This is a genomic window from Neptuniibacter sp. QD72_48 (assembly GCF_047778065.1).
Classification (GTDB): domain Bacteria; phylum Pseudomonadota; class Gammaproteobacteria; order Pseudomonadales; family Balneatricaceae; genus Neptuniibacter.
This window is the reverse complement of record NZ_CP180547.1, coordinates 3,006,751-3,028,162: the sequence shown is the minus strand read 5'-3', so window position 1 is coordinate 3,028,162 and position 21,412 is coordinate 3,006,751. Positions and strand designations below refer to the sequence as shown.

The 21,412-nt window shown below is 45.3% G+C and carries 16 protein-coding genes, 2 tRNA genes and 3 rRNA genes; 15 read left to right on the top strand and 6 right to left on the bottom strand.

Annotated elements, in window-relative coordinates; translation table 11 throughout:
- Positions 1-21: 21 nt before the first annotated feature.
- The 7 genes from der (at position 22) to rrf (ending at position 8,058) form a co-directional block, all read left to right on the top strand.
- A complete protein-coding gene (gene der / locus ACMXYX_RS13735; RefSeq protein ID WP_415882211.1) occupies positions 22-1,467 on the top strand; it encodes a ribosome biogenesis GTPase Der in 1,446 nt (481 codons plus the stop codon).
- Positions 1,464-2,309 carry a glutamate racemase gene (gene murI / locus ACMXYX_RS13730; protein WP_415896860.1) on the top strand — a complete coding sequence of 282 codons (846 nt, stop codon included), beginning with the start codon at positions 1,464-1,466 and terminating at the stop codon, positions 2,307-2,309. The genes der and murI overlap by 4 nt, the downstream gene beginning before the upstream one ends.
- A 602-nt stretch (positions 2,310-2,911) precedes the next feature.
- Positions 2,912-4,451: ribosomal RNA gene (locus tag ACMXYX_RS13725) — 16S ribosomal RNA — on the top strand.
- 68 nt (positions 4,452-4,519) lie between these two features.
- Positions 4,520-4,596, top strand: a tRNA-Ile gene (locus ACMXYX_RS13720).
- A 24-nt stretch (positions 4,597-4,620) separates the two neighbouring features.
- Positions 4,621-4,696: transfer RNA gene (locus ACMXYX_RS13715), tRNA-Ala, on the top strand.
- Between the two features lie 217 nt (positions 4,697-4,913).
- Positions 4,914-7,800 (top strand): 23S ribosomal RNA (locus ACMXYX_RS13710).
- Positions 7,801-7,942: 142 nt separating this feature from the next.
- A 5S ribosomal RNA gene (rrf, locus tag ACMXYX_RS13705) occupies positions 7,943-8,058 on the top strand.
- Together the 16S, 23S and 5S rRNA genes with 2 tRNA genes alongside form the textbook arrangement of a ribosomal RNA operon.
- A gap of 488 nt (positions 8,059-8,546) precedes the next feature.
- Here the strand turns inward: rrf and ACMXYX_RS13700 are convergent.
- On the bottom strand, positions 8,547-9,389 hold the full coding sequence (locus ACMXYX_RS13700; RefSeq protein WP_415882209.1) for an HDOD domain-containing protein: 843 nt from the start codon (positions 9,387-9,389) through the stop codon (positions 8,547-8,549).
- A gap of 153 nt (positions 9,390-9,542) precedes the next feature.
- On the opposite strand from ACMXYX_RS13700, the gene ACMXYX_RS13695 reads away from it, so the two are divergent.
- Both ACMXYX_RS13695 and ACMXYX_RS13690 read left to right on the top strand, forming a co-directional pair.
- A complete protein-coding gene (locus ACMXYX_RS13695) occupies positions 9,543-10,040 on the top strand; it encodes a hypothetical protein (RefSeq protein ID WP_415896859.1) in 498 nt (165 codons plus the stop codon).
- A 59-nt stretch (positions 10,041-10,099) separates the two neighbouring features.
- Entirely contained in the window at positions 10,100-10,720 is a 621-nt protein-coding gene (locus ACMXYX_RS13690; protein ID WP_415906108.1) for a tRNA-uridine aminocarboxypropyltransferase, read from the top strand.
- 14 nt (positions 10,721-10,734) lie between these two features.
- On the opposite strand, the gene dtd is transcribed toward ACMXYX_RS13690, so the two are convergent.
- From dtd to typA, 3 genes are all read right to left on the bottom strand, one after another.
- A complete protein-coding gene (dtd, locus tag ACMXYX_RS13685) occupies positions 10,735-11,172 on the bottom strand; it encodes a D-aminoacyl-tRNA deacylase (protein ID WP_415896857.1) in 438 nt (145 codons plus the stop codon).
- Positions 11,173-11,200: 28 nt separating this feature from the next.
- Entirely contained in the window at positions 11,201-12,151 is a 951-nt protein-coding gene (gene pip / locus ACMXYX_RS13680) for a prolyl aminopeptidase (RefSeq protein WP_415896856.1), read from the bottom strand.
- Positions 12,152-12,274: 123 nt separating this feature from the next.
- The gene (gene typA, locus ACMXYX_RS13675) at positions 12,275-14,086 is read right to left on the bottom strand and encodes a translational GTPase TypA (RefSeq protein WP_415882204.1); all 1,812 of its coding nucleotides are present in this window, start codon (positions 14,084-14,086) and stop codon (positions 12,275-12,277) included.
- A 446-nt stretch (positions 14,087-14,532) separates the two neighbouring features.
- On the opposite strand from typA, the gene glnA reads away from it, so the two are divergent.
- From glnA to ACMXYX_RS13645, 6 genes are all read left to right on the top strand, one after another.
- Positions 14,533-15,939 (top strand): glutamate--ammonia ligase, encoded by a 1,407-nt coding sequence (gene glnA / locus ACMXYX_RS13670; protein WP_415882203.1) that lies wholly within the window; start codon positions 14,533-14,535, stop codon positions 15,937-15,939.
- A 253-nt stretch (positions 15,940-16,192) separates the two neighbouring features.
- A complete protein-coding gene (gene glnL / locus ACMXYX_RS13665; RefSeq protein ID WP_415896855.1) occupies positions 16,193-17,275 on the top strand; it encodes a nitrogen regulation protein NR(II) in 1,083 nt (360 codons plus the stop codon).
- A complete protein-coding gene (gene glnG, locus ACMXYX_RS13660) occupies positions 17,259-18,692 on the top strand; it encodes a nitrogen regulation protein NR(I) (protein ID WP_415896854.1) in 1,434 nt (477 codons plus the stop codon). Before glnL ends, glnG begins: the two co-directional genes overlap by 17 nt.
- A gap of 78 nt (positions 18,693-18,770) precedes the next feature.
- Positions 18,771-19,241, top strand: a complete 471-nt coding sequence (trmL, locus tag ACMXYX_RS13655) for a tRNA (uridine(34)/cytosine(34)/5-carboxymethylaminomethyluridine(34)-2'-O)-methyltransferase TrmL (RefSeq protein WP_415882200.1) — start codon at positions 18,771-18,773, stop codon at positions 19,239-19,241.
- A 66-nt stretch (positions 19,242-19,307) separates the two neighbouring features.
- The gene (locus tag ACMXYX_RS13650; protein WP_415882199.1) at positions 19,308-19,658 is read left to right on the top strand and encodes a hypothetical protein; all 351 of its coding nucleotides are present in this window, start codon (positions 19,308-19,310) and stop codon (positions 19,656-19,658) included.
- 97 nt (positions 19,659-19,755) lie between these two features.
- Positions 19,756-20,592, top strand: a complete 837-nt coding sequence (locus ACMXYX_RS13645; RefSeq protein WP_415896853.1) for a M14 family zinc carboxypeptidase — start codon at positions 19,756-19,758, stop codon at positions 20,590-20,592.
- Positions 20,593-20,654: 62 nt separating this feature from the next.
- On the opposite strand, the gene secB is transcribed toward ACMXYX_RS13645, so the two are convergent.
- Both secB and ACMXYX_RS13635 read right to left on the bottom strand, forming a co-directional pair.
- The gene (gene secB / locus ACMXYX_RS13640; RefSeq protein WP_415882196.1) at positions 20,655-21,146 is read right to left on the bottom strand and encodes a protein-export chaperone SecB; all 492 of its coding nucleotides are present in this window, start codon (positions 21,144-21,146) and stop codon (positions 20,655-20,657) included.
- A 23-nt stretch (positions 21,147-21,169) separates the two neighbouring features.
- Positions 21,170-21,364 (bottom strand): glutaredoxin domain-containing protein, encoded by a 195-nt coding sequence (locus ACMXYX_RS13635; protein WP_415882195.1) that lies wholly within the window; start codon positions 21,362-21,364, stop codon positions 21,170-21,172.
- Positions 21,365-21,412: the final 48 nt, after the last annotated feature.

Below are 21,412 nucleotides of genomic sequence, written 5' to 3'. Positions count from 1 at the left end.
CTTAAAGCAGGGGTGAGTGAAATGCTACCGGTAATTGCGCTAGTTGGTCGACCAAATGTCGGCAAATCTACTTTGTTTAATCGTCTTACTCGTTCTAGAGATGCCTTGGTTGCTGATTTGCCAGGTTTGACCCGTGATAGAAAATACGGTGAAGGTCGATTGGCAAATGAAGAACAGGATTACATTGTTGTTGATACCGGTGGTATAACCGGTGATGAACAAGGTATTGATTATGAAATGGCAAAACAGTCGCTTCAGGCAGTGGAAGAAGCGGATGTAGTGCTATTTATCGTAGATGGTCGAGCTGGTATTAATCCTGCTGATGAAATGATTGCGAATTACCTTCGTCGCAGTAATAAACCATTCTACCTTGTTGTTAACAAAACTGATGGTCTAAATCCTGATGTGGTTGTCGCTGATTTCTATGAGTTAGGCTTTGGTCAGCCATTCCCGATTGCAGCTTCCCATGGCCGTGGTGTAACTCAATTGATTGAGATGGTTCTTGAAGAGCTTCCTGAAGTCGAGGAAGAAACACAAGAAACCATGGATGAAGTTGATAAGAGTATTAAAATTGCTGTAGTTGGTCGCCCAAATGTAGGTAAATCTACTTTGGTAAACCGTATGTTGGGTGAAGATCGTGTTGTTGTATTTGATAAAGCGGGTACAACAAGAGACAGTGTTTATATCCCATATATTAGAGATGAGAAAAACTACACCTTAATTGATACGGCTGGTGTTCGTCGTCGTAAGAATATTACAGAAGCGGCAGAAAAATTCTCTATCGTTAAGACGCTGCAAGCAGTTAATGATGCACATGTCGTTGTATTTGTGATCGATGCTCGAGAAGGTGTGACAGAGCAAGATATGCATATGCTTAGCTTTGTCATCGATAGTGGTCGCTCAATGGTCATTGCACTAAACAAGTGGGATGGCATGACCGGTGAAGAGAAGGCGAAAGTAAAAGAACAAATTGAAAGAAAGCTGGAATTTGCCGATTTTGCGGAAATGCATTTTATATCAGCATTGCACGGCAGCAATGTCGGAAATATGTACGACTCGGTCGATGAAGCATATGAATATGCAATGGCGAAGTGGTCAACGAGTAAATTGACTCGACTACTAGAAGATGTGGTAGCTGATCACCAGCCTCCAATGGTTAAAGGTCGCCGTATTAAATTACGTTATGCGCACCAGGGTGGCTCTAACCCGCCAGTAATTGTGATTCACGGTAATCAGACAAAATCTCTACCCGGTTCTTACAAACGGTACTTAGAAAATAAATTTATTCAGGTACTCGGTATAAAAGGCACACCAATTCGATTTGAATTTAAATCGAGTGAAAACCCCTTTGAAGGAAAGCAAAATCTGCTTAGTAGTCGTCAATTAGCTAAAAAAGAGCGTTTCCGTGATCACGTAAGGCAGTTGAAAAAAGCTAATAAAAAGAAAAAAGCAAAGTACAAAAAATGAGCGACAGTTGTAGCCTCCCTATAGGGGTATTTGATTCTGGTGTAGGTGGACTGACTGTACTAAATGCGCTTAGGAAGCGTTTGCCTTCAGAGAACCTTCTTTACCTAGGCGATACCGCGCGGGTTCCTTATGGAACTAAAAGTGCTGCATCAGTAACCCGGTACGCAGAACAAGCTGCAACGGCACTGGTAGAACGTAAAATAAAATTATTAGTCATTGCTTGTAATACTGCTTCAGCAGTTGCTGTTGAGCCTTTACAGGTAATCTTTCCGCAGCTGGCTGTTATGGGTGTAGTAGGTCCAGGTGCTGAAGCGGGTTGTGAAGTAACACGTAATAACAATATAGGTGTTATTGCAACTGAGAGTACAGTTAATAATCAAGCCTATCAGAATGCAATTCTTAAACTAAATCCTGAAGCATCGGTGTCTGCAGAAGCTTGTTCTTTATTTGTAGCTTTAGCGGAAGAGGGTTGGCATGAAGGTGAGTTGGTTGAGCAGATTGTTGATAAGTGTCTTCAACCACTTAAGCATAGAGGCTTAGCTAAGATTGATACTCTTGTTTTAGGTTGTACACATTTTCCAGCTTTAAAATCCAGTATAGCTGCGGTGATGGGTGAAGAGGTTAGCCTAGTTGATTCTGCTGAAACTACTGCAAAAGCAGTTGAGAGAACATTAACTGAATTGGGATCTCTCAATATATCGTCAGGAAAAGGCGAAGTAGAATTCCTCGTTACAGACGATCCTTTAAGATTTGCTCGAGTCGCATCTAACTTTTTTACCGAGAGTATTGATGTTGGTGAAATACAACTGGTGGATATCCAGCATTTCAGTACACCAGACTAAGATATAATCTATAAAGGCGCTGAAGTAATCAATAGCGTCTTTTTTGTATCTATTGACTGGTATTTATACGTTGCTGATCAGTCCTTGATCGATTGATGGTGTTTTGTAAGTTTTTTACAACTTTTTTCAGTTTTTTATAGATTAGCTGTTGACGCATTTTTAGATGTCTGTAGAATTCGCCGTCCTTGCTTAGGGAGGCCGCTTTTAAAGGGGCTGCAGAGCTGAGTGAGGTGCTCAGTAAGTGATTGAAAACATTGGTTTTTAAGATTGCTTGCGGAGTAGGATTCAAAGTCTGGTTGCTGAGTAAAAACTTTTTACGAAATTGCAAAATAAACGGTTGACTTTGAATGAGCGCAAAGTAGAATATGCGCCTCGCTTGAGACGAAACGCTGATTCAGCGGAGAGTCAAGAAAGCAACGCTCTTTAACAATTTGATCAGATAATTCGTGTGGGCGCTTGTTGAGAAGAAGCAAACTTTTTCTAGACAAGCAACCAAGTGAATTCATTTAAAGCGATTTACAAAGGTTTAACGTTCTTAAGAATGTTATCCGGTTGTTTAGTACTAGAGCCCGTTACCACATTCCTGGTAACACAAATGATTTAAACTGAAGAGTTTGATCATGGCTCAGATTGAACGCTGGCGGCAGGCCTAACACATGCAAGTCGAACGGTAACATGACTAGCTTGCTAGTTGATGACGAGTGGCGGACGGGTGAGTAACGCGTAGGAATCTACCCAGTAGCGGGGGATAAGCCAGAGAAATTTGGTCTAATACCGCATACGCCCTACGGGGGAAAGCAGGGGATCTTCGGACCTTGCACTATTGGATGAGCCTGCGTGAGATTAGCTAGTTGGTGAGGTAATGGCTCACCAAGGCGACGATCTCTAGCTGGTCTGAGAGGATGATCAGCCACACTGGAACTGAGACACGGTCCAGACTCCTACGGGAGGCAGCAGTGGGGAATATTGCACAATGGGCGCAAGCCTGATGCAGCCATGCCGCGTGTGTGAAGAAGGCCCTAGGGTTGTAAAGCACTTTCAGCAGTGAGGAAAGGTTAGTAGTTAATACCTGCTAGCTGTGACGTTAACTGCAGAAGAAGCACCGGCTAACTCCGTGCCAGCAGCCGCGGTAATACGGAGGGTGCGAGCGTTAATCGGAATTACTGGGCGTAAAGCGCGCGTAGGTGGATTGGTCAGTCAGATGTGAAAGCCCAGGGCTCAACCTTGGAACTGCACCTGATACTGCCAATCTAGAATACGGTAGAGGGTAGTGGAATTTCCTGTGTAGCGGTGAAATGCGTAGATATAGGAAGGAACACCAGTGGCGAAGGCGACTACCTGGACCGATATTGACACTGAGGTGCGAAAGCGTGGGGAGCAAACAGGATTAGATACCCTGGTAGTCCACGCCGTAAACGATGTCTACTAGCCGTTGGGAGACTTGATCTTTTAGTGGCGCAGCTAACGCGATAAGTAGACCGCCTGGGGAGTACGGCCGCAAGGTTAAAACTCAAATGAATTGACGGGGGCCCGCACAAGCGGTGGAGCATGTGGTTTAATTCGACGCAACGCGAAGAACCTTACCAACTCTTGACATCCAGAGAAGTTACTAGAGATAGTTTCGTGCCTTCGGGAACTCTGAGACAGGTGCTGCATGGCTGTCGTCAGCTCGTGTTGTGAAATGTTGGGTTAAGTCCCGTAACGAGCGCAACCCTTGTCCTTATTTGCCAGCACTTCGGGTGGGAACTCTAAGGAGACTGCCGGTGACAAACCGGAGGAAGGTGGGGACGACGTCAAGTCATCATGGCCCTTACGAGTTGGGCTACACACGTGCTACAATGGCCGGTACAGAGGGCCGCGAACCTGCGAGGGTAAGCTAATCTCAGAAAACCGGTCGTAGTCCGGATTGGAGTCTGCAACTCGACTCCATGAAGTCGGAATCGCTAGTAATCGCGAATCAGAATGTCGCGGTGAATACGTTCCCGGGCCTTGTACACACCGCCCGTCACACCATGGGAGTGGATTGCACCAGAAGTAGCTAGCTTAACCTTCGGGAGGGCGGTTACCACGGTGTGGTTCATGACTGGGGTGAAGTCGTAACAAGGTAGCCCTAGGGGAACCTGGGGCTGGATCACCTCCTTAAACGAAAGCCGATTCTCGGCAAGCGTTCACACGAATTATCTGATCAGAGAAGTTAAGAGCAACGGTGTAGGCTTGTAGCTCAGCTGGTTAGAGCGCACCCCTGATAAGGGTGAGGTCGGTGGTTCAAGTCCACTCAGGCCTACCAATCAATAGCCTTACTGTTTTTCTTGGGGCTATAGCTCAGCTGGGAGAGCGCCTGCTTTGCACGCAGGAGGTCTGCGGTTCGATCCCGCATAGCTCCACCATCATCCTTGAGGATGAGAAGGAAGAGTTTTAAAACATATTGTCGTTTAAGACATTATCTTTTAAAGCTTTTTTGCTTTAAACGCTCTTTAACAATTTGGATTTGATTCATTTGATTTAGATTTAAGACATGTAGTTTTACTGCATGCGCCAATTCGGCGAAATCTATCGTTACTAGCAATACAAGTTACTGTGATTCCAGACGCCTTCGGGTTATATGGTCAAGTGACTAAGCGTGCACGGTGGATGCCTTGGCAGTCAGAGGCGATGAAGGACGTTGTAACCTGCGATAAGGTTCGGGGAGGTGGTAAACAACCTTTGATCCGGACATTTCCGAATGGGGAAACCCACCTATTTATAGGTATCTTTTAACTGAATACATAGGTTATTAGAGGCGAACCTGGGGAACTGAAACATCTAAGTACCCAGAGGAAAAGAAATCAACCGAGATTCCCTAAGTAGCGGCGAGCGAACGGGGACTAGCCCTTAAGCTTTATTAGATTTAACAGAACACTCTGGAAAGTGTGGCCATAGTGGGTGATAGCCCCGTATGTGAAAGGTCTTTTAAAGTGAAATCGAGTAGGACGGCACACGTGAAACGCTGTCTGAATATGGGGGGACCATCCTCCAAGGCTAAATACTCCTGACTGACCGATAGTGAACCAGTACCGTGAGGGAAAGGCGAAAAGAACCCCTGTGAGGGGAGTGAAATAGACCCTGAAACCGTGTACGTACAAGCAGTGGGAGCCGTTTTAGGACGGTGACTGCGTACCTTTTGTATAATGGGTCAGCGACTTACTTTTAGTGGCAAGGTTAAGCATTTGCGGAGCCGTAGGGAAACCGAGTCTTAATAGGGCGTCCAGTCGCTAGGAGTAGACCCGAAACCGAGTGATCTATCCATGGGCAGGTTGAAGATGCAGTAACATGCATTGGAGGACCGAACCGACTGTCGTTGAAAAGCCAGCGGATGACTTGTGGATAGGAGTGAAAGGCTAATCAAACTCGGAGATAGCTGGTTCTCCTCGAAAACTATTTAGGTAGTGCCTCGTGTCTAACCATGGGGGGTAGAGCACTGTTTCGGCTAGGGGTCATCCCGACTTACCAACCCGATGCAAACTCCGAATACCCATGAGTTCAATCACGGGAGACACACGGCGGGTGCTAACGTCCGTCGTGGAAAGGGAAACAACCCAGACCGTCAGCTAAGGTCCCAAAGTTTATGCTAAGTGGGAAACGATGTGGGAAGGCTTAGACAGCTAGGAGGTTGGCTTAGAAGCAGCCACCCTTTAAAGAAAGCGTAATAGCTCACTAGTCGAGTCGGCCCGCGCGGAAGATATAACGGGGCTAAGCATAACACCGAAGCTACGGATGCACTTTGTGCATGGTAGAGGAGCGTTCTGTAAGCTGTTGAAGCGGAAGCTGTAAGGCACCGTGGAGGTATCAGAAGTGCGAATGCTGACATGAGTAACGATAAGGGAGGTGAAAACCCTCCCCGCCGGAAGACCAAGGGTTCCTATCCAACGCTATTCGAGGTAGGGTGAGTCGGCCCCTAAGGAGAGGCTGAAGAGCGTATCCGATGGGAAACAGGTTAATATTCCTGTACTGCTCATAACTGCGATGGGGGGACGGAGAAGGCTAGGCTAGCGCGGCGTTGGTTGTCCGCGTTTAAGATAGTAGGTTTAGAGCTTAGGTAAATCCGGGCTCTTTTAAGACCGAGAATCGATGACGAGGTCCTTTATGGACTGAAGTAGTTGATGCCATGCTTCCAGGAAAATCCTCTAAGCTTCAGGTTATGACTAACCGTACCCTAAACCGACACAGGTGGTCAGGTAGAGAATACTAAGGCGTATGAGAAAACTCGGGTGAAGGAACTAGGCAAAATGGCACCGTAACTTCGGGAGAAGGTGCGCCGGTTTTGGTGATGGGACTTGCTCCCTAAGCTGAGGCCGGTCGAAGATACCAGGTGGCTGCGACTGTTTATTAAAAACATAGCACTCTGCAAACTCGAAAGAGGACGTATAGGGTGTGACGCCTGCCCGGTGCCGGAAGGTTAATTGATGGGGTTAGCGCTTGCGCGAAGCTCTTGATCGAAGCCCCGGTAAACGGCGGCCGTAACTATAACGGTCCTAAGGTAGCGAAATTCCTTGTCGGGTAAGTTCCGACCTGCACGAATGGCGTAACGATGGCCACACTGTCTCCACCCGAGACTCAGTGAAATTGAAATAGCTGTTAAGATGCAGTTTACCCGCGGCTAGACGGAAAGACCCCGTGAACCTTTACTACAGCTTCACAGTGGACTTTGACATTACTTGTGTAGAATAGCTGGGAGGCTTTGAAACTCTGTCGCCAGATAGAGTGGAGCCACCTTTGAAATACCAGCCTGGTAATGTTGAGGTTCTAACCCAGTTCCCTAAGCGGGATCGGGGACATTGTGTGGTGGGTAGTTTGACTGGGGCGGTCTCCTCCCAAAGAGTAACGGAGGAGCACGAAGGTACCCTCAGCATGGTCGGAAATCATGCAATGAGCGCAAGAGTAGAAGGGTGCTTGACTGCGAGACAGACACGTCGAGCAGGTACGAAAGTAGGTTCTAGTGATCCGGTGGTTCTGTATGGAAGGGCCATCGCTCAACGGATAAAAGGTACTCCGGGGATAACAGGCTGATACCGCCCAAGAGTTCACATCGACGGCGGTGTTTGGCACCTCGATGTCGGCTCATCACATCCTGGGGCTGAAGCCGGTCCCAAGGGTATGGCTGTTCGCCATTTAAAGTGGTACGCGAGCTGGGTTTAGAACGTCGTGAGACAGTTCGGTCCCTATCTGCCGTGGGCGTTTGAGATTTGAGAAGAGTTGCTCCTAGTACGAGAGGACCGGAGTGAACGAACCTCTGGTGTACCGGTTGTGATGCCAATTGCATTGCCGGGTAGCTACGTTCGGACGGGATAACCGCTGAAAGCATCTAAGCGGGAAGCCTCCTTCAAGATGAGATCTCACTGGGAACTTGATTCCCCTAAAGGGCCGTTGAAGACTACGACGTTGATAGGTTGGGTGTGGAAGCGCTGTGAGGCGTTGAGCTAACCAATACTAATTGCCCGTGAGGCTTGACCATATAACGCCCAAGGCGTTTGGCAAGTGACTTGTAAGATACGTAAGACGATAGAGAGTAACGAATTAGCGCGTAGTTAAGCTACAGTCGATAAACTATCTAGATCAAATAAAAGAAGAATCAGATCTAAGTTGTAACAGTTTTGCTTGGCGACCATAGAGTTGTGGAACCACCTGAATCCATCCCGAACTCAGACGTGAAACGCAACATCGCCGATGGTAGTGTGGGGCTTCCCCATGTGAGAGTAGGTCATCGCCAAGCATATATTCCTAAAAAAAGGCTCATCCATTGGATGGGCCTTTTTTTATGCTTCATTGTTCGGATACCTACTCGAACATGGAACATGTGTACCCAGAGGGCATGACAACAACCGATGCACCGCAGGTGCCAGGTTGAAGCGCCAAAGGCGTCGCGGAGCGAGTGAAAGCGTAGCTTTCAACTTATTGTAGGTCATCGCCAAGCATTTAATTAAGAGAAAACCCCGGTCACGATGTGATCGGGGTTTTTTCGTTGTGGGTTATAAAATACGGTTAAGAGCGGATAGGCGCTGCTTAGAGCGGATAAAAACGGGTAAAAGCAGATAAGCCCGTCAGGATGAGTTGTCTTAATTAAACTTAATATTAAACTGAATACTGTCCTTAGCTGTCCTTAGCTGTCCTTAGCTGTCCTTAGCTGTCCTTAGCTGTCCTTAGCTGTCCTTAGCTGTCCTTAGCTGTCCTTAGCTGTCCTTAGCTGTCCTTAGCTGTCCTTTATTGCTGTAGGCTAAGGGTATTTAATATATCTTCTTTAAGGTCTGCGTAATCAAAATCGCTAATCCCAAGGAAATTTAAGATAGGCATAATCTTGACTGGATCTTCTTTTGGATCAGGTATGCGCCAGAAGTGGCGGTAAGCATCGCTGATATCTCGTGCTAAAAGAAGCATGCATAATTTTAAGCGCATCTCTTCTTTCTCATCAGCGGGTTCTTGAAAGGTTTGTTCGTAATAAGGCTGTCTGCTGATGGCTTCTGCAGTTGATTCGCCTATATTCCATTTTCTAGCCAGCTCAGCACTTAATTGATAATGACTAACGCCATATAGGGCGAGTTCTTGCTCATTTATCTCAGTGAGGCTTGCTCCATTGAGTTCTCTGAGTTTGTCTTTAAATTCTGGTTTGGCCTGCATTAATAGAGGAATACCACTGTCGTGTAGCATGCCGAGTGTGTAGGTTTCGTCAGGATCTAGGTTGGTAAACTGATTTGCTAAAGCGGCAGTAATACGAGCTACTTCTGTTGCTGTATCCCAGAATCTTTCCATGGGGCCGACGGCGGACAGGCTATTTTTCAATGCTGCTAGTTGTACAATATTGAATACACGCTTGATGCCCAAAAGTGCAACTGCACGCTCAACAGAAGATATCTCGGTTCGTATTCCAAAATATGCTGAGTTAACCGTTGCGATAACTGAGCTATATAAAGCGACATCCTGTTTAATTAAATTACAGATCCCTTTTATATCAGGGTCTGACTGTCTTAGGGCCTCGGTAATACTGATAAGTACCTCTGGACGAGCAGGGATCAGATAACTTGTTGATTGTTCAGAAACAGGAGGCATACAGTCTTTCTCAAATAGTTGTTAAAATACAAGTTACTTTATTCAATGATAGCTGACAATTTTTAATTGTATTCAAAAGCTTAGCTTAGACTAATTATCTGGCTAAGCTATTTTGTGATTACTTTAAATTTTTTCAGCTAAATGAGGCATTAGATGTTAAATATTGCTGCTTTTACTTTTAATTATGATCAATTGGAAGATCGAATTCTTCTTGTCGGTAATTTGAGTAACGGCCAGCAGAGAATCGACTTTTGGCTGACACGAAAATTAGTACTGCGTTTGCTTGATGCTGTCCAGGGGTTACTCGAAAAGACGGTTACGGAAATAGCCGACGCGCCCGTTCAGCAAAAGATGCATATGGCTCAGTTTCATCATGAGGACGCTCAACAAGCTCTTCAGGTTCAGAGAGAAAGCGCGCAAGTTATGGCTCAAAGTGCATTGCTACTAAGTCGATTAGATATTAGCCATCACGACGGGCAGTATAAGCTTTTATTTTTTTCCGGTGGTGACGAACCTATCGCGGCTAGTGTTCTAAGTTATCAAGAACTCCATCAAATATTTCATCTCTTACACCGTGGAGCCGTCGGTTTAGACTGGGGTGTCGCTGCGGAGCTTTTCCAATCTTCTAATCAACCTCAAACATTACAATGATTGAATCCAAACCCTTCATTGCACGCGGGTCTAAAACCGAGCGTTGTGAGTCGTGCCTATTGTCTATTTGCGCTTGTATTTGCGATTACAAACTTCAGTACGATGCTTTAGTAAGTTTTTACTTACTGATTCATCATGATGAAACATTCAAGCCTACCAATACTGGGCGATTGATTGAGGACTGTATTGCTGGGACACAGCGATTTAAATGGTCTAGGACAGAGCCTAGTCAGCAGCTGCTTGAGGCAATTAATCATCAGGATATAGATCCTTATATTGTGTTTCCCGAGGGTGATGACTATCAGGAGAGGATGGTTGATTTTGAGCTAAAGCCTGGGAAAAAGCCTGTTTTTATTATACTTGATGGTACTTGGCGACAAGCTAGGCGTATGTTCAGGCATAGTCGTTATTTAGATCACCTCCCCGTTATCCAACCTCGGGTAACTTCTACCTCTCAATATAAGTTGAGAAAGGCTCCTGTTGCTGGTCAATTGTGCACGGCTGAAGTAGCTGCGGAGATGTTAAAGCTGGCCGGGGATCAAAAAGGTGCTGAAATAATGTCAGATTATTTTTCAGTTTTTAATAGCCATTATCGGGCGGCGAGATTAAATCGACCGCTTGATGATGAGGCAGAAGAGAAGAAGAGATTAAAGACCTATCAGCTCTCATCTGAGGTTTGATAGGCCCTGTAAATTTAGCTTTCGAGCCAAAAGGTAACTGGTCCATCATTGGTTAATGAGACGGCCATATCGGCAGCAAAAATACCGGTTTCAACCTCTGTGTGCTGTTGTTTAGCTTGCTTTACAAAGTAGTTATATAGTTTTTCACCATGCTCTGGTGATGCGCCCGAAGAGAAGCTTGGGCGTAGCCCTTTTTTTGTGTCTGCAACAATCGTGAATTGAGAGACTACGAGTAGTCCACCATTGATCTGTTGTAGGTTGAGATTCATTTTTCCTTCTGCATCAGCAAAGATGCGATAGCCAAGTATTTTCTTCAGTAGTTTGTTGGCATCCGCTTCGGTGTCGTCTTTTTCTACACCAAGAAGTAATAGAATGCCTTGGTTGATCTTGCCCACGGTTTCAGCGTTCACTTCAACGCTTGCAGATTTGACTCGTTGGATTAGTGCTTTCATATCCTGTTTTTCTTGTGTCTGTATGTCATTATGCTAATGAGATGGCGAAGTTATCTGTTGCACGAATTAGATTGTCAGTAATACCTGGCTCAAAAGCTGAGTGGCCTGCATCTCGTACGATGTGAAACTCTGATTCTGGTAAAGCGTCATAGAGGGCTTGAGCTTGTTCTATTGGACAAACCATGTCGTAGCGGCCATGTACGATCACTGTTTTGATTTCTTCTATTTTTGAGCAATTATCAATGATTTGGTTAGGCTCTATAAAAGCTTTATTTATAAAGAAATGAGCTTCTATTCTCGCCATCGCAAGTGCTACGTGAGGGTCTGCAAAATGATCAACGATATCGTTGTTTGGGTCTAGAGTGGAACAGCGACCTTCCCAAATAGACCATGCTTTTGCTGCAGACATACGTGCAATCTCATTCGATGAGGTTAAGCGCTTGTAGTAGGCTTTGAGCATGTCGTCGCGCTCGGTGTCAGGAATGACCTGTTCGTACTCTTTCCAATAGTCGGGGAAGATTGCACTCGCACCACGTTGATAAAACCACTGGATATCCTGATCCCGACATAGAAAAATACCTCTAAGAATCATGCCGGAAACGCGGTCAGGATGAGCTTGAGCGTAGAGAAGGCTAAGTGTCGCCCCCCAAGAACCACCGAATAGCAACCATTTATCCACATTCAGATGATTTCTGATTGCTTCGATGTCTCCTATTAGATGCGTGGTCGTATTATCTGTGAGATCTGAATGGGGTATTGATCTGCCGCATCCACGTTGGTCGAACAGAATAATTCGATATTTCTCGGGATCAAAAAAACTTCTATGCGCTGGTGCTGTGCCGCCGCCAGGGCCTCCGTGAATAAATAACGCTGGAATCCCTTGAGGGTTACCACTTTCCTCTACGTAAAGGCTGTGGGTATCAGAAACCTTTAGCTGAAATTCGTTATAGGGATGTATTTCAGGGTAGGGAATGCGCATATAGCCTCCGGCACAGATTGACGTCCTAATTTTTAAGTATAGTGAGCTAGTTGTGTCAGAGCTACGGTATTAGAAAATAAAAAAGGCAGCTCAAGGCTGCCTTTTTATCATAGAGATAATCTCTTATTTGTTCTTCGCACGCTTACGTTCGTTCTCTTTAAGAAGCTTCTTACGTAGGCGGATGAAGTTAGGTGTTACTTCTACCAATTCGTCATCTTCGATGAAATCCAAAGCTTGTTCCAGAGTGAATTTTACTGGAGGAGTCAGTTGGATGTTTTCATCTGTGCCAGATGCACGTACGTTTGTTAGTTGCTTACCTTTGATTGGGTTAACTGCTAAGTCATTACTACGGCTGTGAATACCTAGTAGCATGCCTTCATAAACGTCGATATTTGGTTCGATGCAGAGGCGGCCACGGCTTTGTAGATTCCATAAAGAGTAGCCAAGTGCTTTACCTGTAACCATAGATACAAGTACACCATTATTTCGGCTTTCTACTTCACCTTCTTTAACTGGTCCATAATGATCGAACACTGAGGTCATGATACCTGTACCAGAAGTCATGGTAAGGAACAGAGAGCGGAAGCCGATTAAGCCGCGAGAAGGAATGATAAAGCTAAGGCGTGAACGGCCTTTGCCGTCTACTTCCATATTGGTCATATCGCCTTTGCGCTTACCAAGCTCTTCGATGATCGCGCCTTGGTGTTCATCTTCAACGTCAATCATTACGTCTTCGTAAGGTTCATGGATTTCGCCATCAACCTCTTTTTGAACTACTTCAGGACGGGATACACCTAGTTCGAAACCTTCACGACGCATTGTTTCGATCAATACGGAAAGGTGTAGTTCACCTCGACCAGACACTTTGAATTTCTCTGGTGTGTCTCCATCTTCAACGCGTAGGGCAACGTTGTGGATAAGTTCGCGATCTAGACGCTCTTTGATGTTACGGCTAGTTACAAATTTACCATCCTGGCCAGAAAACGGAGAATCGTTAACCTGGAACGTCATGGATACAGTTGGCTCATCTACGCTTAGCGCAGGTAAGGCTTCAACTTTATCTGGGTCGCAGATTGTGTCCGAAATGTTTAGCGCATCGATACCTGTAACGCAGATGATGTCCCCAGCAGTGGCTGTATCAACTTCAACGCGTTCTAGGCCGTGATAGCCCATGATCTTAAGGATACGACCACTGCGGATAGCGCCTTCGCGGTCAATAACTTTAACCTGAGTGTTAGTTTTGATCGTACCACGGGTAACGCGGCCAACACCGATAACGCCTAAGTAGCTGTTATAGTCCAGAGCAGATACTTGCATCTGTAATGGGCCGTCAACATCTACTTTTGGTGGTTCAACATGTTCAACGATTGCTTCGAAAAGAGGCGTCATATCGTCAGACATATCGTCTGGTTCTAGGCCTGCGATGCCGTTTAGTGCAGATGCGTAAACGATTGGGAAGTCTAGCTGTTCATCCGTTGCACCAAGGCTATCGAAAAGATCGAATACTTGATCGATAACCCAATCTGGACGCGCACCTGGGCGGTCAATTTTATTGATAACAACGATTGGGCGAAGGCCTTGGTCAAATGCTTTCTGAGTTACGAAGCGCGTTTGTGGCATTGGGCCGTCAACAGCGTCAACCAGTAGGCATACACAGTCAACCATGGACAGTACGCGTTCTACTTCACCGCCGAAGTCGGCGTGTCCAGGAGTGTCAACGATGTTGATGCGGTAGTCGTTCCATGTAATGGCAGTATTTTTTGCCAAAATGGTAATGCCGCGCTCTTTCTCCTGGTCATTGGAGTCCATGATGCGCTCAGTGCCTTCATCACGACGGCCTAAAGTGCCGGATTGTGCAAGCAGCTTATCAACCAAGGTTGTTTTACCGTGGTCAACGTGCGCGATGATAGCGATATTTCTTAGCTTTTCGATCACGTGTGTATACCTGTGAGATATTTTTGCGAATGCGGAATTATACGTGTTTATAGAGAAATTACTGCATATTTCTTAATCAATTATGCAGAGTTTTACTTTTTCTTTTTATGAAGAGAATGGTTGAATTGATCTGGGTAAGAATTAAGTTAAAAACAGGCCCATTATAGGTGGGCGTTTTTAATAAGGTTGGAGTATATTATAGACCCATAACGGTGCGTAAAAATTGATTTAACAAGATTTGCACTATTATGGTGCGCTAAAGTTGCTTGTGTTCGATTTTGGTGCGGTGCTTTTGGTGTATTTATGCTGCAAGTGCCTCTAATTGTGGAGGAATGCTGGTTTTTATATTCTGGCACGCTTGTTGCTAAGTCCTAAGCCGATAATAAATTCTGATTTCTTGAGGCTGGCGCTGTTCGGCCTGGTAATTATTAAGTGGAGACAGTCAAATGTCAGAGAAGACTCTGAATCTGATCAAAGAAAGCAACGCTAAATGGGTTGACCTGCGTTTCACCGATTCTCACGGTAAAGAGCAGCATGTAACTATCCCTGTATCTGATATGGGCGACGACTTCTTTGAAGAAGGTAAAATGTTCGATGGTTCATCCATCTCAGGTTGGAAAGGTATTAACGATTCCGACATGATCTTGATGCCGGACGACAGTGCAACTGTACTGGATCCATTCTCTGAAGCAACGACTATCATCGTTCGTTGTAACATCGTTGAGCCGGCTACTGGCCAAGGTTATGAGCGTGATCCACGTTCTGTTGCTAAACGTGCAGAAGAGTACCTAAAATCTACAGGTATTGCAGATTCAGCTATGTTTGGTCCAGAGCCAGAGTTCTTCGTATTTGACGAAGTTAAATGGCACGCAGACATCTCTGGTTGCGGTTACACAATCGCTTCTGAAGAAGCTTCTTGGGCTTCTAGCCACAATGTTGAAGGTGGTAACACAGGTCACCGTCCACGTGTTAAAGGTGGTTACTTCCCAGTACCACCAATTGATTCTCTTCACGACCTACGTGGCGCTATGTGTGACGCGATGGAAGCAATGGATCTTGAAATTGAAGTACACCACCACGAAGTAGCAACAGCTGGTCAGTGTGAAATCGGTGTAGGTCCTAATACGCTTACTGCTAAAGCAGACGAAGTTCAGGTTCTTAAATACTGCGTACACAACGTTGCACACGCTTACGGCAAAACAGCTACGTTTATGCCTAAGCCACTAGTTGGTGATAACGGTTCTGGTATGCACGTTCACATGTCTCTATCTAAGGACGGTGTTAACCTGTTCTCTGGTGATGCTTATGCAGGCATGTCTGAAACTGCTCTTTACTACATTGGCGGTATCATCAAGCACGCTAAAGCGCTTAACGCTCTAACTAACTCTTCTACTAACGCTTACAAGCGTCTAGTACCAGGTTTCGAAGCGCCAGTTATGCTTGCTTACTCTGCACGTAACCGTTCTGCCTCAATCCGTATTCCATACGTGACTAATCCTAAAGCACGTCGTGTAGAAGCTCGTTTCCCTGATCCATCTGCTAACCCATACCTGTGCTTCGCAGCGCTTATGATGGCTGGTCTTGACGGTATCAAGAACAAGATTCACCCTGGCGATGCTGCTGATAAAGACCTTTACGATCTACCGGCTGAAGAAGCTGCTGAGATCCCACAGGTTGCTGCTTCTCTAGAAGAAGCTCTAGATGCTCTAGAGAACGATCGTGAGTTCTTGACTGCTGGCGGCGTATTCACTGATGACATGCTAGATGCATTCATCGAGCTGAAGCGTGAAGAAGTTGAGAAAGTTAACATGACTACTCACCCAGTTGAATTTGATCTGTACTACTCTGTATAAGTCTTAATTCTTCTTAAAAAAGCCTCCCTTGTGGAGGCTTTTTTGTTTTTAAATCTTTCCCTTATGCACTTATTTAGTGACGTTTAAAATCTTAATAATATTTAATGCACTAAAATGGTGCGCTATCATTTTTAAGTAGCTACACTCAATATTAGAATAGTCAGTAATGGTGCTGCCTGAGAGCAATTTAGGGCAGGGGTGAAACTTGGTTTGCTTTTTGCAGAAGTAAACTTAAGTAAAAGAGTGTAGGTCGATGCCAGTAATAGATTTTCATAAACAGATAATAGAAAACCTTTCTACAGCGGTGGTTTTGCTGGATGGCAACCTTGATGTGGAATATGCCAATCCTGCGGCTGAGATGCTGTTAGAGGCGAGTTTACGCCGTTTGTCTCAAGTGTCTGTAGCGGAGTGGTTCTCACCAGAGGAGCAAGGCATTGAAGATCTGCGCGCTTGTATTGAAACTGGTCACCCTTACACTCGCCGTGAAGCTAAATTGGTGACTCAGAGTGGCAGTGTACTAACGGTTGATTATTCAATTAATCCATTGTTCTGGTTGAGCGGTCGACAGCTCCTGATTGAGATAGAAGCTAGAGACCGTTTGATGAGAATTGAGCGTGAAGAAGACCTTCTAACTCAACACGATACTGCCAGATCCCTAGTCCGTGGCATGGCGCATGAAATTAAGAATCCTCTTGGTGGAATTCGTGGTGCCGCGCAATTGCTAGAACGAGAGCTGCCAGATCCTGCGCTACATGATTATACCCGCGTAATCATTGAAGAGGCTGATCGTTTAAGGAACTTGGTGGATCGTCTGTTGGGGCCGCGTAAGTTACCTAAGCTTGAAGACGTTAATATCCACGCCATACTCGAACGGGTTTGCCAGCTAATTGAGGCTGAAACGAAGGGGGCTGTATCCCTGTTACGAGATTACGATCCGAGTATCCCTGAGTTTACCGGTGATGCAGAGCAACTTATTCAAGCGGTATTAAATATTCTGCGTAACAGCATGCAAGCCATGCAGGCTGCGGGAAGCGCTGATCCAACCATTCAGATTAAAACTCGGGCTTTCCGTCAAATTACATTAGGCGCAGAAAAACACCGTTTGGTGTGTAGTGTCGAAATTGTGGATAACGGCCCAGGAATTCCAGAAGAGATACTCAGTAAGATTTTCTACCCTATGGTAAGTGGGCGTGCAGAAGGAACCGGCCTTGGCTTGTCGATTGCGCAATCGATTATCAATCAGCATCAAGGATTGATTGAGTGTGAAACTCAGCCAGGGGAAACCAAATTTCAACTATTCATACCTTTGGAGATAAGTCATGAACCTGTCAGGTAAAATCTGGATTGTCGATGATGATCGTTCAATTCGTTGGGTGCTTGAAAAAGCAATGGCAGTAGAAGGGCTTCAAACCGAAGTTTTTGATAGTGCAGATGCTTTATTGGCTCAGCTAGAACGTGAAGTACCAGATGCCATCATTAGTGATATTCGCATGCCTGGAACAGACGGTCTGCAGTTGCTAGAGAAAATTCAAGAAACTCATCCACAAGTTCCGATCATTATTATGACGGCGCACTCCGATTTAGATTCTGCAGTTGCGTCTTATCAAGGTGGTGCATTTGAGTATTTACCAAAACCGTTTGATGTTGATGATGCTGTTGCACTAACCAAACGCGCTTTGGCACATGCGATTGAGCAACGAGAGCAGGTAGCTGAGCAAGCTGCTGAAGAAGGTACAGAGATTATTGGCGAAGCGCCTGCTATGCAGGAAGTTTTCCGTGCGATTGGTCGATTATCTCAATCCAATATCACGGTTCTTATTAATGGTGAGTCTGGGACGGGTAAAGAGCTTGTCGCGCACGCGCTGCATAAGCATAGCCCGCGTAGAGATAGGCCTTTCATTCCTTTGAATATGGCAGCGATCCCTCATGATCTGATTGAATCAGAATTGTTTGGTCATGAGAAAGGTGCCTTTACGGGTGCGGCTGCGGCTCGTCGTGGTCGATTTGAGCAAGCCGATGGCGGTACGCTTTTTCTAGATGAAATTGGTGATATGCCTGCTGATGCTCAAACACGTTTGTTGAGAGTGTTGGCCGATAGTGAATTCTATCGTGTTGGCGGCCATACCGCTGTGAAGGTTGATGTTCGTATTATCGCGGCTACCCATCAGGATTTAGAAAAGTTGGTAGCTGAAGGTCGTTTCCGCGAAGATTTATTCCATCGTCTTAACGTCATTCGTGTTCATCTACCCAAGTTAGCTGAACGACGTGAAGATATTCCGCGTTTAGCGCGCCATTTCTTGAGCATGGCTGCTGAAGAGCTAGATGTGGAGCCAAAGATACTTGCTACTGACACGGAAAGTTATATGTGTAATTTGGCATGGCAAGGTAACGTTAGGCAGTTGGAAAACACTTGTCGCTGGTTGACGGTAATGGCGACTGGCCGAGAAGTGCTTATTGATGATTTGCCGCCAGAGCTTATGCAGAGTAGTGAATCAGAAACAGCTGTGGCGGGTGATTGGGAATTGTCATTGCGCAATTGGGCTGATCAGCAGTTGGGGCTTGGTCATCGCAATCTATTGGATACTGCAGTGCCTGCTTTTGAAAAAATTATGATTGAGACTGCGCTCAAGCATACAGCAGGACGTCGACGCGATGCTGCAGAGCTTCTGGGTTGGGGGCGTAATACTCTAACGCGGAAAATTAAAGAGCTGGGTATGGACGAAGATAAAGGCGATGATCAGGAGGTTGCCTAAGTTATTCCTTTACAGCCATAACCACGTTTTTTGAATTCATATATAATCCCAGCAGCTTTTAAACTGAGGGGATTTTTTATGCTTCATGTTGTCCTATTCGAACCTGAAATACCGCCAAATACCGGTAATATTATTAGGCTTTGTGCTAATACAGGTTTTCATCTTCATCTTGTTGAGCCTTTAGGTTTTGACTTTGATGACAAGCGGTTGCGTCGTGCAGGCTTGGATTATCATGAGTTTGCTGCAGTTAAAATACACCCTGATTTAGAAGCCTGCCTGGCTGAAATAGAGCCTAGAAAGGTTTGGGCGTTAACGACAAAAGGTAAAACCTGCTACACCAAAGCAGATTACCAAGCAGGCGATGTTTTGTTGTTGGGGCCAGAAACTAGAGGTTTGCCGGTTGAGGTGAGAGAGAGCTTTCCTAGCGAACAGTGGTTGCGAATGCCGATGAAAGAAGCAAGCCGTAGTATGAACCTTTCTAATGCTAGCGCTGTTGTTGTTTATGAAGCATGGCGTCAACTGGGGTTTGAAGGCGCTATCGATAGTTAGTTTTAAAAGCGGTTCTACATATAGATACTTAAATGTTGCTATAACGACTATAGTGAAAGGAACTACATGACGGTCAGTAATTCTATGCAGCACGCTTTCATAGTGACAAAGATTGAAGCTTATTTAACCGAGCAGGCGGGTGAGGTTTTTAAACTGCATGTTACCGACTATAGGGAGCGTGCAGTATGGTTGTTAGGTCGGCTTGATCAGCAAGTAAATATCCAAACACTTAAGAACCAACAGCTTCCGGTAGTTCTGATCTCTGATCAATTAGAGTCTGGCAGTGAAGGTCAATTTCTTATCCCAGCAAGCTCGCTTGTAAGTATTGTGCCGTTGCCAGCAGCTTCATTGCAACAGGTCCTTGAATTAGGTCGTGCTGATGAAATACTGCAAAGTCTTTCCTTAAAATCATGCTAGAATGCGCTTTTGATTAATATGTGTACAGTTGATAGTGTTGTTCGGTAAGTATATGTGGAAAAAATATAGCTCCCTTTTTCTTGGGAGTTTTTTAATCTTGATCTCTTCTTTGACTCATGGAGCGAATCATCCAGAAGAGGTGACGAATGTCTGCAAACAGGTTGGTAAAAAACTAGCCAGTGTTTCGGTTAAAGAATGTTTAAGTAATCCTTATCTTCCACCTCGTTTTTATTCAGTTCAAGGTCGTGCAATTTTAGAGGCACACTTTCAGGCATCAGAAGAAAATAAAGATGCACCAAGGGTTCTATTTATAGGTGGTATTCATGGTGATGAGTACTCAAGTGTTAGCGTAACCTTTAAGTGGCTTAATACCTTACGTAAACATCATAGTGGTGCTTATGATTGGTATTTCTTGCCGGTTGTGAATCCAGATGGCTTATTGCAGCGTAAGTCGAGCCGAGTAAATGCGAATAAGGTTGATCTGAATCGAAACTTTACCCCAGCGCCAGAATTCCCTGAGCCTTTAGCGCATTGGCAAAAAAGTGCGAAAAAGCGTTTGCGCTATTTCCCTGGGCACGCGCCTTTAAGTGAGCCTGAAAGTCGTGTTATTCACAATTTGATTGATGAATACAAGCCGACGGTGATTGTCTCTGTACATGCGCCGCACGGAATTTTGGACTTTGACGGTGGTGTTCAACCGCCGCGTAAACTTGGGCCGTTGCACCTACGTCAGCTAGGGACATACCCTGGTTCTTTAGGCAACTATGGCTGGTTTGTTAAGAATATACCTGTGGTGACCATTGAGCTTCCATATGCTGGGATCATGCCACCGAAAAAGGATATTGATAAGATGTGGACGGATTTGGTGGGTTGGTTGAAGTATAAATCGAAACGCAACCGCAGTGAGTTGGCTGCATCTGAATCATCCAAATAGATAGATCCAAAAACAAAAAAACGGAGCCTAAAGCTCCGTTTTTTTATGCGACAACGATCAGCTTAGTGCTGAGCTTCACCTTGTGCAGCTTCTTGCTGGGCTTGAGCCATTTGCTGAGCATATAGTGCATCAAAGTTTACTGGAGCAAGCATTAGCGCTGGGAAGCTAGCTTTAACAACCATTGCGTCAATTGCTTCACGTGCATATGGGAATAGGATGCTTGGGCAGAATGCGCCTAGTGTGTGGTGCATCTCTTGCTCGCCTAGACCTGCGATAGAGAAAATACCTGCTTGTTGTAGTTCAACTAGGAATGCAGTTTTATCTTCGTTTTTAACCGTAACTGTTAGCGTTAGAGTTACTTCAAAAGCGTTGTCACCTAGCTGAGCAGTTTGAGTGTTCATCTCTAGACCAACTTCTGGCTGCCATGGGCTCATGAAAATTTCAGGAGCGTTTGGAGATTCAAAAGAGGCATCTTTAATGTATACGCGTTGTACCGCAAACTGAGGTCCCTGCTGTTCTTCTTGGGACGCTGTGTTCTGATCGTTCTCAGCCATGATTTATCCTTATTTTTTAATAATTAGTTTGCACTAAGTAGGGTGTCGAGCTTGCCTTGGTGTTCAAGGGCAAACATATCATCGCAACCGCCGATAGGTGCTTCGCCGATAAAAATTTGCGGCACAGTGTGACCTCCACTTAGTTCCGTCATTTCGCGACGTTTTTCTGCGTCGCCGTCGACTTTAATCTCAGTGTAAGGAACGCTCTTATGATCCAAAAGCATTTTTGCTCGGATACAGAAGGGGCACCACGCGGTTGTATAGAT